Origin of the sequence: Corallococcus sp. Z5C101001, from assembly GCF_007352635.1 — a bacterium.
Lineage (GTDB): Bacteria > Myxococcota > Myxococcia > Myxococcales > Myxococcaceae > Corallococcus > Corallococcus silvisoli.
The window spans coordinates 62656-77483 of record NZ_VKLU01000010.1; the positions used below are offsets into that span (position 1 = coordinate 62656).

11 protein-coding genes are annotated in these 14828 nt (G+C 70.9%); 8 read left to right on the plus strand and 3 right to left on the minus strand.

Annotation, left to right across the window (positions count from 1 at the left end; all coding sequences use genetic code 11):
- The first annotated feature begins 1 nt into the window (after window position 1).
- Together surE and FOF48_RS22660 are read left to right on the plus strand one after the other, a co-directional pair.
- Window positions 2-793: a 5'/3'-nucleotidase SurE gene (gene surE, locus FOF48_RS22655; RefSeq protein ID WP_143904859.1), complete on the plus strand. Its 792-nt coding sequence runs from the start codon at window positions 2-4 to the stop codon at window positions 791-793.
- A gap of 44 nt (window positions 794-837) precedes the next feature.
- Window positions 838-1722, plus strand: coding sequence for a peptidoglycan DD-metalloendopeptidase family protein (locus tag FOF48_RS22660; protein ID WP_255442553.1), 885 nt, complete (start codon window positions 838-840; stop codon window positions 1720-1722).
- Here FOF48_RS22660 and FOF48_RS22665 read toward each other — a convergent pair.
- Together FOF48_RS22665 and FOF48_RS22670 are read right to left on the minus strand one after the other, a co-directional pair.
- Window positions 1719-2720, minus strand: a complete 1002-nt coding sequence (locus tag FOF48_RS22665) for a 2-dehydropantoate 2-reductase (protein WP_143904860.1) — start codon at window positions 2718-2720, stop codon at window positions 1719-1721. The genes FOF48_RS22660 and FOF48_RS22665 overlap by 4 nt on opposite strands.
- Window positions 2717-4246, minus strand: a complete 1530-nt coding sequence (locus tag FOF48_RS22670; protein WP_143904861.1) for an acyl--CoA ligase — start codon at window positions 4244-4246, stop codon at window positions 2717-2719. The genes FOF48_RS22665 and FOF48_RS22670 overlap by 4 nt, the downstream gene beginning before the upstream one ends.
- A gap of 171 nt (window positions 4247-4417) precedes the next feature.
- Here FOF48_RS22670 and FOF48_RS22675 point away from each other — a divergent pair, with 171 nt between their 5' ends.
- The 3 genes from FOF48_RS22675 to FOF48_RS22685 all read left to right on the plus strand — a co-directional run bounded on the left by FOF48_RS22675 (window position 4418) and on the right by FOF48_RS22685 (window position 7590).
- Complete coding sequence (locus FOF48_RS22675; RefSeq protein WP_143904862.1) at window positions 4418-5200, plus strand: SDR family oxidoreductase; 783 nt, start codon at window positions 4418-4420, stop codon at window positions 5198-5200.
- 165 nt (window positions 5201-5365) lie between these two features.
- Complete coding sequence (locus FOF48_RS22680; RefSeq protein ID WP_370456604.1) at window positions 5366-6433, plus strand: hypothetical protein; 1068 nt, start codon at window positions 5366-5368, stop codon at window positions 6431-6433.
- Between the two features lie 17 nt (window positions 6434-6450).
- Window positions 6451-7590, plus strand: coding sequence for a lipopolysaccharide assembly protein LapB (locus FOF48_RS22685; protein ID WP_143904863.1), 1140 nt, complete (start codon window positions 6451-6453; stop codon window positions 7588-7590).
- An 80-nt stretch (window positions 7591-7670) separates the two neighbouring features.
- Here FOF48_RS22685 and lexA read toward each other — a convergent pair whose 3' ends face one another.
- Complete coding sequence (gene lexA, locus FOF48_RS22690) at window positions 7671-8339, minus strand: transcriptional repressor LexA (RefSeq protein WP_143904864.1); 669 nt, start codon at window positions 8337-8339, stop codon at window positions 7671-7673.
- 196 nt (window positions 8340-8535) lie between these two features.
- On the opposite strand from lexA, the gene FOF48_RS22695 reads away from it, so the two are divergent.
- The 3 genes from FOF48_RS22695 to FOF48_RS22705 all read left to right on the plus strand — a co-directional run bounded on the left by FOF48_RS22695 (window position 8536) and on the right by FOF48_RS22705 (window position 14716).
- Window positions 8536-11874 carry a response regulator gene (locus FOF48_RS22695; RefSeq protein WP_143904865.1) on the plus strand — a complete coding sequence of 1113 codons (3339 nt, stop codon included), beginning with the start codon at window positions 8536-8538 and terminating at the stop codon, window positions 11872-11874.
- A complete protein-coding gene (locus FOF48_RS22700; RefSeq protein ID WP_143904866.1) occupies window positions 11871-13706 on the plus strand; it encodes an ATP-binding protein in 1836 nt (611 codons plus the stop codon). The genes FOF48_RS22695 and FOF48_RS22700 overlap by 4 nt, the downstream gene beginning before the upstream one ends.
- A 62-nt stretch (window positions 13707-13768) precedes the next feature.
- A complete protein-coding gene (locus FOF48_RS22705; protein WP_255442555.1) occupies window positions 13769-14716 on the plus strand; it encodes a FecR domain-containing protein in 948 nt (315 codons plus the stop codon).
- The last annotated feature ends 112 nt before the right edge of the window (window positions 14717-14828 follow it).

Below are 14828 nucleotides of genomic sequence, written 5' to 3' on the forward strand. Positions count from 1 at the left end.
CGTGAGTACGTCTCGCCCCCGCATCCTCGTCTCCAACGACGACGGCTACTTCTCCGAAGGGCTCCAGACGCTCGTCGAGGCGGTGAGTCCCCTGGGCGAGGTGTGGGTGGTGGCGCCCGACCGGGAACAGAGCGCCGCCTCCCACGCCATCAGCCTGCACCGGCCGCTGCGCATCAAGGAGGTGCGCGAGCGGTGGTTCGCCGTGGACGGCACCCCCACGGATTGCTCGTATCTGGCGGTGAACCACTTGCTGAAGGACAATCGTCCCCAGCTCATGGTCTCCGGCATCAATCACGGCGCGAACCTGGCGGACGACGTCACCTACTCCGGGACGGTGGCGGCGGCCATGGAGGCGGCCTTCCTGGGCATCCCCGCCATCGCGTTCAGCCTGGTGTCGCGAGGTCCCTTCGACTTCGCGCCCGCGGGCCGCTTCGCGCGCGCGCTGGTGACGGAGGCGCTGTCGCGGCCCCTGCCGCCCCGGATGCTCCTCAACGTGAACATCCCGGGGGGCGTGGAGCCGGACGGCTACGCCATCACCCGGCAGGGTCGGCACTCCTACGGCTACAACGTCGTGGAGAAGGAGGACCCGCGCGGCCGCAAGTACTACTGGATTGGCGGCACGGAGTACGCCCACGAGAACATCCCGGGCAGTGACTGCAACGCCGTGTTCGATGAGAAGCGCGTGTCGGTGACGCCGCTGCACTTCGAGATGACCGACCACGGCCGCATCCCCGAGCTGTCGGGGTGGAACCTGCCAGGCTTCACGCGGCACGGTCCGGGCGGCGGTGCCTGAGGTTGGGGCCGGGTGGCTCCAGCCGAGCGGGGAGGGCGCTCTGGGTGTTGTTCGCGGCCGCGCTGTTCAGCGGCTGTGTGGGCACCCAGGCCGCCTCCTCCTCGCACCTGGGGACCGCGGGCGAGCTGCCCGAGTCCCCGGGTTCGGGCAAGCCGTTGGCGTTCGCGCTCCGGTCCACGCATGACGAGCCAGAACTGGTGGCGGTGCGCCACCGCGTGGCCGCGGGCGAGACGATGTACCGCATCGCCAAGACGTACGGCATCACGGTGGAGGAGCTCGCCCAGGCCAATGGCATCAAGGATCCGCGCGAGCTGTCGGTGGGCCGTGAGCTGACGATTCCCGGGAGCGAACCACCGACGTACGGCGACCCGGGGCCGCTGTCGGACGAGGAGCCGGAGCTGGTGCTGTCGAAGCCCGGGCAGGCGCCGGTGTCCACGCCGCGCCGCTCCGTGCCGGCGGTGTCGCGCCGCGAGGACCCTCCGCGAGCGCGGGTGGTGTCGGGGCGTCCAGGAGCGCCGTCGCGTCCGAAGCTCGCGACGCAGGGGCTGCTCGACTGGCCGCTGCGCGGCGTGCTGTATGGCCGCTTCGGCAAGAAGGGCCGCGAGCCGCACGACGGCATCGACCTGGCGGCGCCCGCGGGCACGCCCATCAAGACCGCGCAGGAGGGCACGGTCCTCTACGCGGGCGAGCAGAAGGGCTACGGCCTCATCGTCATCGTGGAGCACGCCCCGCCGCTCATCACCCTGTACGCGCACAACCGCGACCTGCGCGTGCGCACGGGGCAGAAGGTCCGCCGCGATCAGGTCATCGCCACGGTGGGGGAGTCCGGCCGCACGTCGGGCCCGCACGTGCACTTCGAGGTGCGCGTGGATGGCAAGCCGGTGGATCCGCTGGAGTACCTGGGCGTGATGCCGCCCGCGAATCCCTAGGACGCGTCCGGCGTCGCGCGGGGCGGGTAGCCTCCCGCGTGGCGCGCGCGCTCACGGACCAGGGCGAGGATGTTCTCGCAGGTGGGCATGGGCCTGCCGACGAGCTGCCCCAGCTCCACGACGGCGCCCAGCAGCGCGTCGATCTCCATCGGGCGGCCGCGCTCCAGGTCCTGGAGCATGGACGTCTTGTGCGCGCCGACCTGGGACGCGCCCTGGATGCGCTCGTCCACGCCGATGAGGAAGCGGGTGCCCAGGTCTTCCGCCACGGCCTGGGCCTCCACCATCATCGCGCGGGCCACGGCGCGCAGGTCCGGCTGGCGCGAGAGCACGTCGAGCGTCGCACCGGTGAGCACCGACAGCGGGTTGAAGGCGAGGTTGCCCCAGAGCTTCACCCAGATCTCATCGCGGATCCGCGGGCGCACCGGTGACTTGAGCCCGGCCTGGATCATGATCCGCGAGAGGGCCTGCACGCGAGGGCTCTTGCTGCCGTCGGGTTCGCCCAGCGTCACGCGGTCGTTGTACGTGTGGACGATGACGCCCGGGGCGACGACCTCCGCGGCCGGGTACACCACGGTGGCGATGACGCGCTCCGGGGGGAGGGTGCGCAGCAGCACGCCCCCGGGGTCCACGCTTTCGAGGTGGCGGCCCGCGTAGGGGCCTTCGAGTCCGTGGAAGTACCAGTAGGGCACGCCGTTGATGCCGGTGACGAGCGCCGTCTCCGGGCCCAGCAGCCGGGCGACCTGTGGCGCGGCGGCGGGCAGGGCGTGGGCCTTCATCGTGAGGAACACGTAGTCCTGGGGCCCCGCCTCGTCGGGCGAGTCGGTGCAGGGGGGATGCACGGTGACGGTCTCGCCGCCGCTCGTGAGCGTGACGCCGTTGGCGCGCATCGCGTCCAGGTGGGCGCCTCGCGCGATGAAGGTGACGTCCGCGCCAGCCTGGAGCAGCTTGACGCCGAGGAACCCGCCGATGGCGCCCGCGCCGAAGATGGCGATCCTCATGACGTGAGCCCCAGCCGCTCCGCGAGCCCGATGCGCTGCACCTTGCCAGTGGGCCCCTTGGGCAGCTCCGTGAGGAGGACGACGCGGCGGGGCACCTTGAAGTCGGCCACGCGCGCCGCCACGAAGTCGCGCAGCTCGCGCTCGGTGGCGGCCTGGCCTTCGCGCAGCACCACGGCGGCGGCCACGTCCTCACCGAGCTTCGGGTGGGGCAGGGCGAACGTCACGGCCTGCAGCACGGCGGGATGATCCAGCAACACGGTGTCCACCTCCAGCGGGCTCACCTTCTCCCCGCCGCGGTTGATGAGCTCCTTGAGCCGGCCGGTGAGCCGCAGGTAGCCCTGTGCGTCGAGCGTGCCCTGGTCGCCCGTGCGGAACCACCCGTGGGTGAAGGCGCGCGCGTTGGCTTCGGGGTTGTTCACATAACCAGACATGACATTGGGGCCCCGGATGACCACCTCTCCGAGCTCCCCCGAGGGAAGCAGCGCGCCCTCGCCGTCCATGATGGCGACCTCGGGCCCGGCGGCGAGCCCCACCGAGCCCGAGTACCGGGGGCTCGGTGGAAGCGGGTTGGACGCCATCTGGTGCGCGGCCTCGGTCATGCCGTAGCTCTCGATGACGGGCACGCCGAAGACGCGCTCCAGCTCTTCCATCACCTGGGGTGGGAGCGACGCGGAGGAGGAGCGGATGAAGCGCAGGCGGTGTCCATCGAGGCTCCGCGTGTTGCGGCGGGCGCGCTCCAACAGCGCTTGATGCATGGTCGGAACGGCCGTGTACCAGGTGGGGCGGACCTCCTCGAACCAGGCGAAGAAGCGCAGGGCGTTGAACCCTGGCGTGCACACCACGCGGCCTCCAGCGCCCAGGCTGGAAAGCACCGCCGCCACGAGGCCATGGATGTGGAACAGCGGCATGATGTTGAGGCACGCATCGCCAGCGCCCAGGCCCAGCCGTGTCCCGATGTTCCTCGCGGAGGCGGTGAGATTGGCGTGGGTCAGTGGCACGAGCTTCGGTCGCGCCGTGGTGCCCGACGTGTGCAGCACCAGCGCGACATCCTCCTCGCGGGGCGCTCCGGGGCGCCGCGCTGTCCCTGCCAGGGGCGGCTCCGAGCGGAGGCTGAAGTGGCCGGCCGGTCCGCCGGAGGTCGGCGTCAGTTCGATGAGCGGGAGGCTCCGGGCACGAGCGACCTCGCGTGCAGGGCCTTCCGCACCCTCCAGCACGACGAGGGCACGGGCCTGGAGGTCGTCCAGATAGAAGGCGAGCTCGTCCGCGCGGTAGGCGGGGTTGAGCGGAGCCGTCGTCGCGGCGCTGGCCACGGCGAGGAAGGCGGAGGCCATCTCCGGCCCGTTGGGCAGCACCAGCGCGACGCGATCTCCCTGTCCCAGGCCCCACGCATTGAGCTGTTCACGGACCCGCGCGGTGAGTTCCCGCAGCGCGCCGTAGGTCAGCCCCGGACGTCCTGGAGCGCCCAGGGCGTCGTCCTCCGCGCGTCCCTGCGCGAGCAGCGCTTCGAGGGTGTTCGTCCGTTCCATGGCCACGCTCCCGTTCCGGTGCCCTTCCCGGATACGGTCCTCGGCGCGTTCGTGCAATGGCTTCGTCGGGGAGGCGGCGGCCGGCCATCCGCCATGAAGCACCGGGTTCCCTGGCCGCACGGCGCGCGGCGTGCGGACGAGCTGCTATATCGCTCGCTGGGAGGCTTCACCATGTCGCGGAGAGTGGCGCTCATCACTGGCGCGTCAGTGGGACTCGGGGAGCAGTTCGCGGAGCTCTTCGCGAAGGACGGCCACGACGTCATCCTCGTGGCGCGGGGCGTGGCGAAGCTGGAGGCGCTGGCTCGGAAGCTGGAGCAGGCGCACGGCGTGAAGGCGCACGTGCTGCCGGCGGACCTGAGTCAGCCGTCCGCGCCCGAGCAGCTCTACGCGCGGGTCCAGGAGCTGGGGATCGCGGTGGACTTCCTGGTCAACAACGCGGGCTTTGGTTCGTCCGGGGCGTTCCTCGAACAGGACCTGGCGCGCGAGGCGGAGATGGTGGAGGTCAACTGCACGGCGCTCCTGAAGCTGACGCACCTGTTCGCCCGGCCCATGCGCGAGCGCAAGCAGGGGCGCATCCTCAACATCGCGTCCACGGCGGGTTTCCAGCCAGGGCCGTACATGGCCACGTACTACGCGACGAAGGCGTTCGTGCTGTCGCTCACGGAGGCGCTCGCGTTCGAGCTGGAGGGCACGGGCGTGACGGTGACCTGTCACTGCCCGGGGGCCACGCGGACGGAGTTCACGGCGCGCGCGGGCAACGCGGAGTCGCGTCTGTTCAAGCGGTCGGGAGTGGCGGAGGCGCCCGAGGTGGCCGCGCATGCCTATGGGGCGATGATGAAGGGGCGGGTCCTCGCCGTGCACGGCGTCCTCAACTGGCTGGTCGCGTTCTCGCTGCGGTTCAGTCCCCGTGCCGCGGTGCGTTTCGTCGCGGCGAAGCTCAACCAGCAGGCCTGAGCGGGCAGGGGAGCGGGCGCGCAAGGCGGAAGTGTCGGGCCGCGCGGCACGGAGGCGCTGGGCGCGGGCCTGGAGGAGGGTAGAGTGTCGCGCGTGTCACGCACCCCCTGGTTCCTCGTTCCGTGCCTCATGTCGCTGGCGGTGCCTGCCCTCGCGCAGGAGGGGATGGCCTTGCCCCCCGCTTCAGCGCAGGCTGGGACGCAGGCCCTGCCCGGCGAGTCTTCATCCGGAGCGGGGGCGGGCGCTCCGGGGGCGATGGTCCCGGACGTGGAGGTGACGCAGGCCCCGGCGACCGTGGCCGTGCTTCCGTTCGAAGCCAACGCGGCGGGGAAGGAAGCCGCGCCGGGCATCACGTCCCTCATCGCGAGCCGGATCGCGGAGTCGCCTCGGCTGCGAGTGCTGTCCCAGCGCGACCTCCAGACGCGGCTCAGCGCCGAGCGCCAGCGGCAGCTCCTGGGCGACACCACGTGCGAGAAGGGCCACTGCCTCCAGGAGTTGTCCACGCTGACGGGGGCCCGCTTCGTCCTCACCGGCCGGCTGGACCGCTTCGGGGACCAGTACCTCCTCACCGCGAGCCTGGTGGACACGCAGGAGGGACGCAGCCTCGCTCGACCTCGTGCGGAGGCCTCCGATGACGGAGAGTTGCTTCGCACGGCCGTCGCTGTGTCCGATGACCTGAGCGCCGCGCTGGAGTCTCCCGGCGCGACCGTGACGGCCCGGCCGCTGCTGGGCGGGGCGGTCGCGTCGTCGCCGGGCGGTGGACTGACGTTGGGGTTGCGCTTCAACAACAGCTTCATCGACAAGCTGTCGTCGTTGAATCCGGGGCTGGACCTGGAGCTGGGGTATTGGTTCCACCCGGAATGGCAGGGCTTCCTCCAGGTGGGCTTCACGCTGGTCCGGGCCAGCGGCGAGAGCGGCGATGGCAAGCTCAACGTGCTTCCGAGCATCCTGGGGGCACGGCACTACCACCGTCTGGACACGTCATTGCGCCCCTACTGGGGTTTTGGTCTGGGCGTGCAGTTGTCGTTCGGCGACTACGGCATCTTCCAGAACACGGGCCCGCTGCCGTCCGTCGTGGGTTTCGTCGGATTGGAGTACCTGCTGGTGGGCCGCGTGGGCTTCCAGTTGGAGCTGGGGACGAACATCGCGCAGGCGGTGCTGGGACTCGCCGACGACGGCGCGGGCGATGGTCTCAATCTGGATGTCAACGCTGGCATCGCGTACCACTTCTGAAGTCCAACGGAGCTTCCATGTACTCGCGCCTGCGCGCCCTGCCGCTCCTCGCATTGCTGGCCTCCGGGGCCTGCACCGACACGCCGAAGCTCGACCCGAAGGACCAGGCGGAGGGGCTCTACCTGCGAGGCAACTCCGAATACCTCCAGGGCAGCTTCGACGCCGCGCTCAAGTCCTTCGACGAGATGAAGGCCCTGTCGCCCGGCGACCCACGCCTGCCCGCCGCGAGGGGCGAGGTGCTGCTGTCGATGAGCCGACTGGAGGAGTCCGCGAAGGAGTTCGAGGCGGCGCTGCGGCTGGATCCCAAGCGCTCCACGAACTGGAGCCGGCTGGGCTTCATCCAGGCGCAGCTGGGCAAGAAGGACGAGGCCCGGCAGTCGCTCCAGAAGGCGCTGGCGCTGCATCCGCGCGACTTCAACGCGCTGGAGCAGCTGGGCGAACTGGCCGAGGACCGGGGCGACCACGACGAGGCGGTGCGTCAGTTCACGCAGGCCGCCGAAGCCGCGCCGGACGCGTCGAAGGCGGACCTGCTGGTGCGAGCCGTGGACGTGCTGACGAAGCAGGGGCGGCAGGACGAGGTGCTCGGGCTGCTGCGCAAGGCGACGGGGCAGGGCGTCCGGACTCCGGACGTGCTGAGCGCGCTGGGGGACGCGGAGGTGCGTGCGGGCCAGCTGACGGAAGCGGCCGCGGCGTACGAGGAGGCCGCGAAGAAGTCGCCGAAGGACCCCACGCTGTGGGAGCTGGTGGCGGAGATCCAGCTCAAGCTCGGCAAGCGCGAGGAGGCGCTGAAGGCCTACGGTGAATCGCTGAAGGTGAAGGACCGGGCCATCGTCCACGTGGAGCTGGCGAGGGCGCACCTCGCCGCGAACGACCGGGCGGCGGCGGAAGGCGAGCTGCAGAAGGCGTTGGACACGGTGTCGGGGTCGGACGTGCGGGAGATGCAGGAGCTGGCGGAGCTGCTGACGGCGTTGGGGCGCAAGCAGGACGCCCTGCGCATCCTCACGAGCCTGGGCGCGGAGCCGGGGCACGCGAAGAACCTGGACCTGCAGCTCGCCACCGCGAGGCTCGCGCGGGAGTTGAAGGACACCGCCACCGTGCAGGCGGCGTGCGCCCGGGTTGCCTCCGCGGCGGATGGCGGCGTGGCGAAGTGCCCTTGAGCCGCGGTCCCAATGACGCGGAGATGTAATCGTTCAACCAGGAAGGGCGGTCGTGGCGTCGCCCTTCCTGGGGCAACCGCCTACGTCCGGCCGCCCTGCAGCTTCCGGTACACGCCCACGACCTGCCCCAGGATCATCGTGGAGCGGAAGTCCGTGCGGTTCACGTAGATGGGCTGCATGGTCGCGTTCGCCGGCTGGAAGCGGATGCGGTCGACCTCCGGGTAGTAGCGCTTCACCGTGGCCTCGTCCTCGATGAGCGCCACCACGATCTCCCCCGGCTGCGCCGACGGCGTCTTCTTCACGAAGAGGTAGTCCCCGTCATGGATGCCGTCGTCGATCATCGACTGGCCCTTGACCCGGAGCGCGAACACCTCCCGGCCGTTCACCCCGCCCAGGAGGAAGCTGTCGATCTTGACCGAGTCCTCCATGTGCTCCTGCGCCAGCGCCGGCGCACCCGCCGCCACCTTGCCCAGCAGGGGGATCTCGATCATCCCGGACTCGCGGCTCTTCATCCCCAGGCCCAGGAGCAGCCTCGCCCGCTTGGTGGGCACCAGCGAGCGGCTCTGCTGCTCGCCTCGCGTCAGGTAGCCCTTGCGCTCCAGGGCCTTCAGGTGGTCGTTCACCCCGTTGGTCGAGCGGATGTCCATGTGCTCCCCAATCTCCCGGATGGTCGGGGGGAAGCCTCGGACCTCCGACTCCTTCACGATGAAGGTCAGGATCTCCCGCTGGCGCTCCGTGAGCTCTTCCATGGCCGCTCTCCTTCGCCCGCCTGCCCGCCCGCTCCGGCGGTGATGGGCAACAGAATTTCAGTACCCCATGCTCCCTGAACATACGTGTAGAGTCAATCCGTTCAGTGCCCCCACCCATACCGTGCGTGCTGCCCTCAACCCGACTTTCTCGCAACTTGAGGAGGCGCGTTGATCTCGGCGTACACTTGGCGCCGCCGTGTCCGACCTCCGCCACACGCTGCTCTTCGTCGATGACGAGGCCGACGTCCTGGACATCCTCAGTCGGATGTTCCAGCGGCGCTATCGCGTCCTCACCGCCCCCAACGGCCGCGCAGCCCTGGAAATCCTGCGGACCGAGGCCGTGGACGTCCTCGTCACCGACCAGCGCATGCCAGAGATGACGGGCATCGACCTCGTCACCGCCGCCCGGGCGGAAGGCATCGATGTCACGACGTTGCTCCTGACGGCCTACACGGACCCTCAGGACATCATCGCGGCCATCAACCAGGGGCAGGTCTACCGCTACGTCACCAAGCCCTGGGACGTGAACGACCTGCTCATCACCGTGAAGAACGCGGTGGAGTTCGCGCAGCTGCGCAAGGACAAGGAGAAGCTCATCCGCCAGCTGCACCAGCGGGTGGAGGCCCTCTTCGTCCTCTACGAGGTCAGCCGCGCCAGCGCCAACGACCCCGCCAGCTACGACGCCATCATCGACCGCGTGCTCACCGCCGTGGCCCGCGTGCTGCCGTACGACTGCGGCGCGGCCCTCATCGCGCCGGACGGCCAGCGCGGCGCCACGCTGCGCCTGCGGTGCGTGGGCAACGTGGGCGAGCAGGCGCTCCTGGGCGTCAAGGAGTCCATGCTCGGCGCGTACCGCAAGAGCAGCGGGCTGGCCCTGCCGGAGGACCGCGTCATCACCCGCGTCACCGGCACCACCACCCAGGACGCCGCGTCGCCCGTGGTCTACCCCAACCAGCTCACGGTGAACCTCACCGCCGCGGGCCGGCCCGTGGGCATGCTGTCGCTGTTCTCCCACCGCGCGGACGCGTTCACCGAGGACGACGGGCTGCTCCTGGACGTGCTCGCCAACCAGACGGCGGACGCCATCCAGTCGCTGCGCTCGGCGGAGGAGGAGGCCCGCCACCGCATGGAGCGCATGGTCGCGTCCATGGCGGACGGCGTGGTGCTCACCGACGAGAAGAACGACATCGTCGTGATGAACCCCGCGGCCCGCCGCATCCTGCGCACGGTGGAGGAGGGCGGGCAGGTGCCCTCCAACCGCCTGCTGGAGGAGCGCCTGGGCTTCCAGCCGTTCCAGCTGGTGCGCAACCTGGAGTACAGCGGCCACCAGGTGCTGCGCGAGGACGTGAAGCTCTTCGAGCGCACCGTGCAGACCACCGTGACGCCCGTCAACGACGCGCGCGGCACCCTGCGCGGCGTGTGCGTGGTGCTGCGCGACATCACCGACCAGAAGCGCCTGGAGGAGCGCAAGGACGCGTTCGTCTCCATGGTGAGCCACGAGCTGCGCACGCCGCTCACCTCCATCACCGGCGCGCTGGACCTGGTGCTCAACCGGATGGCGGGGGACATCAACGAACGGCAGCACCGCTACCTGTCGCTCGCCAAGGACTCCGCGGAGAAGCTCAACAGCATCGTGGATGACCTGCTGGACCTGTCGAAGTTCGCGCAGGGCCGGCTGCGGATGAGCTTCGAGCGCATCTACCTGGAGGAGCTGGTCCAGCGCGTGGTGGAGAAGTACGGGCCCGCCTTCGCGGAGAAGCGCGTGCGCGTGCTGCCCCAGCTGCCGCAGCACCCGCTGCGCGCCATGGTGGACCCCAACCGCGTGAACCAGGTGCTCAACAACCTGCTCAACAACGCGGTGAAGTTCACCCCGGAGGGCGGCGAGGTGCGCGTGGAGCTGCGCGCCACCTCCAGCCTGCCCGGCTACGTGGTGCTCTCCTGCTGGAACAGCGGCGACCCCATCGCCGAGGACAGCCTGGAGCGCATCTTCGACCGCTTCGAGCAGGCGCGCACCCAGGCCAACCGCACCGTGCGCGGCACCGGCCTGGGCCTGGCCATCTGCCGCAACATCGTGGAGGCCCACGGCGGCCGCATCTGGTCCGAGCCTTCTCATGACGGCGTGCGCTTCATCGCCGTGCTGCCCACCGAACCGCCCCAGGACGTGCTGTCGCAGGCGGGCGTGGACACGCTGCCCGCGCCGCAGCCGGTGCGCTCGGACTCGCGCGGCAAGGTGCTCATCATCGAAGGCGAGCCCGAGGTGGGCCACATCATGAAGGCCCTGCTCGGCGCGCGAGGCTACCGCGTGCGCCTGGCCGGGTCCGCGGAGGAGGGCCTGAGCGCCGCCCGGAACATGCACCCGGACGTGCTGCTCGTGTCGGTGCGGCTGCCGGACGTGGACGGCCTGCGGCTGGCTGAGATCCTCCGGCATGATCCGGAGACGCGCCGCGCGCCCCTGCTGCTCACCTCCGCGTTCGACGAGCGCCAGCGCGCCTTCCGCGCGGGCGCGGATGCGTTCCTCGTGCGCCCCCTGGCTGGCGACAAGCTGATGGCCACGGTGGACTCGCTGTCTCGAGGCCGGGGCGGCGGCCAGCACGGGCGCGTGCTGGTGGTGGACGACGACGCGAAGATCGCCTTCATCTGCCGCGAGGTGCTGGAGGGGCTGGGCTTCGAGGTGGGCGTCGCGCACAGCGTGGAGGAGGGCCGGCGCTCCCTGCGCGAGCGCAGGCCGGACGCGGTGCTCCTGGACGTCACGCTGCCGGACGGCGACGGGTTCGCGTTCCTGGAGGAGATCAAGGCCGAGCGCGCCAGCGGACACATCTCCGTCATCTTCATCTCCGCGCGCACGGAGACGTCCTCCAAGGTGCGCGCGCTGAAGCTGGGCGGCGACGACTACATCACCAAGCCCTTCGACGCGCTGGAGCTGGGGGCGCGTGTGGAGAGCATGCTGCGGCGCAAGGAGCAGGAGCTGTCCTCGTCGCCCACGACGCAGCTGCCCGGCTCCACCGCCATCGAGCGCGAGGTGCAGCGGCGGCTGTCCGCGCGCCAGCCGTTCGCGTTCTGCTACCTGGACCTGGACAACCTCAAGGCCTACAACGACTACTACGGCTTCGCGAAGGCGGACGGCGTGGTGCGCCAGACGGGGGACCTGATGCGGGAGATCTTCCAGCAGGAGGGCGCCACCGGAGACTTCCTGGGCCACGTGGCGGGCGACGACTTCGTCTTCATCACGTCCGTGGAGTCGGTGGACCGGGTGTGTCAGCGGGCCATCGAGGCGTTCGACCGCATCATCCCGCTCTACTACGACCGGCAGGACCGGGAGCGCGGCCACATCGAGGCGGAGGATCGCTTCGGGGAGAAGCGCCACTTCCCCATCATGAGCGTGTCCGTGGTGGCGGTGATGACGGACGGCGTCGCGCATGACCACGCGGAGCTCGCGCGCCGCGCCGCGGACATGAAGAAGCGGGCGAAGGCCATCCCGGGCTCCGTCTTCCTGCGCAGCGACCTGGAGCGCGTGGTCCGCTCCGTCACCGGATGAGGCTCTACCAGCAGCTCATCCTCTTCATGCTGGCCACGACGGTGCTGCCCCTGGCCGTCGTGGGCTTCCTCCTGCTGTCGCGCGCGGAGACGGCCGTCGCCGACCACATCGACGCGCAGCAGCGCGCGCTGGCCACCGCCACCGCCGAGGCCGTGGAGGCGAGCCTGATGGAGGTCGTCAACGGCCTGGCCCGGTCCGCGGAGCTGCTGCCCTGGGAGCACGCCACGCCCGACGAGGTGCGCGGCATGCTCCTGCTCCTGTACGGCCAGTCCACCACGGTGAGCGCCGTCATCCAGACGGACGCCGAGGGACAGCCCCTGGGGCCGGCCGTGTACCGCGCGGAGCCGGCCCAGGGCCATCCGGGCTTCGACTCCGCGGAGCTGGAGCGGCTGGCGCACGCGGTGCCGGTGGCGTCGCTCCAGGGCGGCAAGGGTCAGGCGGCGCTGGGCGGTGCGTATCCGCACGGAGGCAGCGGCGCCGCCGCCGTCGCGGTCGCGGTGAAGCTGGGAGCAGGGGCCGAGGCGCCCTTCGCGGTCGCGGAGATCGTCTTCACCCAGTTGGAGGCGCTGCTCTTGCGGCGCGCGGGGGAGGGGCTGGCGCGGCTGGACGTGGTGGACAGCGAGGGGCGCGTGCTGGCCAGCTCCCTGCCGACCCGGCGCATGGTGGCGCTGGAGCCGGAGCTTCGCGAGGCGCTGAAGTCCGTCCAGGGGTCGGACACCGCGAAGAGCTTCCGGTTGAAGGATCCCGCGCGCCGGGTGAGCGTGGCCCGGGTGGAGGCCCTGGAGATGGGCGTCGTCCTGACGGTGGACGAGGCCCTGGCGCTGATGCCGGTGCGGGAGCTGCGCACCACGGTGCTCGCGTCCGTGGCCAGCGCGCTGGCGGTGCTGCTGGCGTTGGGCACGCTGTTCACCCGCCGGCTCGACCGCCGGCTCGGGGAGGTGGTGGAGGGCGCGGAGGCCTATGGCCGCGGGGAGCTGGAGCGGCGCCTGCGCGTGGAGGGCCAGGACGAGCTGAGCGAGCTTGCGTCCACCTTCAACCGCATGGGCGCGGAGCTGGAGGCTTCACGCGCGCGGCTGATGAGCTGGAACGACGACCTGCGCGTCCGGGTGGAGGAGGCCACGGCGGAGCTGCGCGCCGCGCAGGCGCAGTTGGTGGAGGCGCAGAAGCTGGCGGCGGTGGGCCAGCTGGGCGCGGGCGTGGCGCACGAGATCAACAACCCGCTGGCTGGCATCCTCGGCAACGTGCAGCTGCTGTTGCTGGACCGGGGCGGCGACGACGCGGACATCGAGACGCTGCGGAAGATCGAGCAGAGCGCCAAGCGCTGCAAGGACATCACCCAGAACCTGCTGCGCTTCTCCCAACAGCGCGAGCGCCCGGACCTGCGGCCCGTGGACCTCAACGCGGTGGTGCGTGACGCGCTGAGCCTCACGGAGAACCAGACGCGCGGGGAGGGCATCGACCTGGTGACGGAGCTGAGCGGGGAGCTGCCTCGCGTGAAGGCGGACCCCGGGCACCTGTCGCAGGTGTTGCTGGCGCTGCTGTCCAACGCGCGCACCGCGATGCTGAAGTCGCAGGTGAAGCGGCTGACCCTGCGGACCGGCGAGCGGGACGGGATGTGCACCCTGGAGGTGGAGGACACGGGCAAGGGCATCGCGGAGAACATCCGGCCGCGCATCTTCGAGCCCTTCTTCACGACCAAGGACGTCTGGTCCAATGTGGGCCTGGGCCTGAGTGTCGCGTGGCGAATCATCACGGAGGCCGGGGGGACGCTGGAGGTCCGCTCGGAAGCAGGGCAGGGGGCTCGGTTCACCATCGTGCTGCCCCGGGCATGAAGCCCACCGCGTGTGCTAGCTAAGGCCTTCGCATGGCCGCTCCTTCTTCCCGCAGACGACCGGTGCCGTTCCTCGTCGGGCTCGTGCTCATCCTGGCCGCGCTGCCGGTGGGCTGGTTCGTCTTCCTGCGGGAGCCGCCCGTCCCCACGCCCCCGTCCACCCCCCCGCCCGTCGTCGTCGCGCCGGTGGAGCCCGCGAAGGCGGTGGAGCTGGTCCTGAGTGACTTCGACGGCACCGTGGACGTGCGGCACGGTGACGGGGCCTGGGGGCCCGCGACCCGCAACATGCCGCTGCGCCCCACGGACGTGGTTCGCACGGGGGACAACTCCTTCGCGGTGCTGGTGAACGGGGACCTCGCGGAGGTGCGCCTGGAGGATGGCACCGAGGTGTCCGTGGCGGCGCTGACGGACTCGCTGTCGCGGTTCTTCCTCAACAACGGCGAGGCCACCGCCACCGTGCGGGGCCGCGCCAACAAGCGCCACACCTTCGAGCTGAAGGCGAAGGGCGGCGACGCGGAGGCCAGCACCACCGGCGGCACGTTCACCATGACCAACAACGGCGCGGGCACCGTGAGCGTGGGTACGCGCGCGGGTGACGTGAAGCTCACGGGCAAGGAGGGGAAGTTCGTCATCGTCCGCGCGGGCCAGCGGTCCACCATCCTTCCCGGTCAGGCGCCCAGCGAGCCCGCGGCCATCCCCAGCACCGTCTTCCTGAAGATGGCCTGGCCCGACGACAAGGCGCTGCGCAAGCGGACCGTCACCGTCACCGGCGACACGGATCCGGGCAGCCGGGTGGTCGTGGACGGCGTCCTGGTGCCGACGGACAAGGACGGCCATTTCGAGCGCGAGGTGGCCCTCAAGGAGGGCCGAAACACCGTGAAGGTGGTCGCCCGCGGCGTGGGCGGCGTGCGTCAAGAGGATCAACGCGACGTGCTGGTGGACACGAAGGCGCCCAGGATGCAGGTCAAGACCGAGGACCTCTGGAAGCGGGCCGGCGACGCCCCTCCGTGAGCCGCGGGAGGTCCTGCGGGGGCGGTTCCACCTGGAGGGTCGGGCCCGCCGCCGGGGAGGACGCCCGGGCCGAGGGGCTGGGGGATCCGCGCGCGGGTGGCAGCAAAGTGGT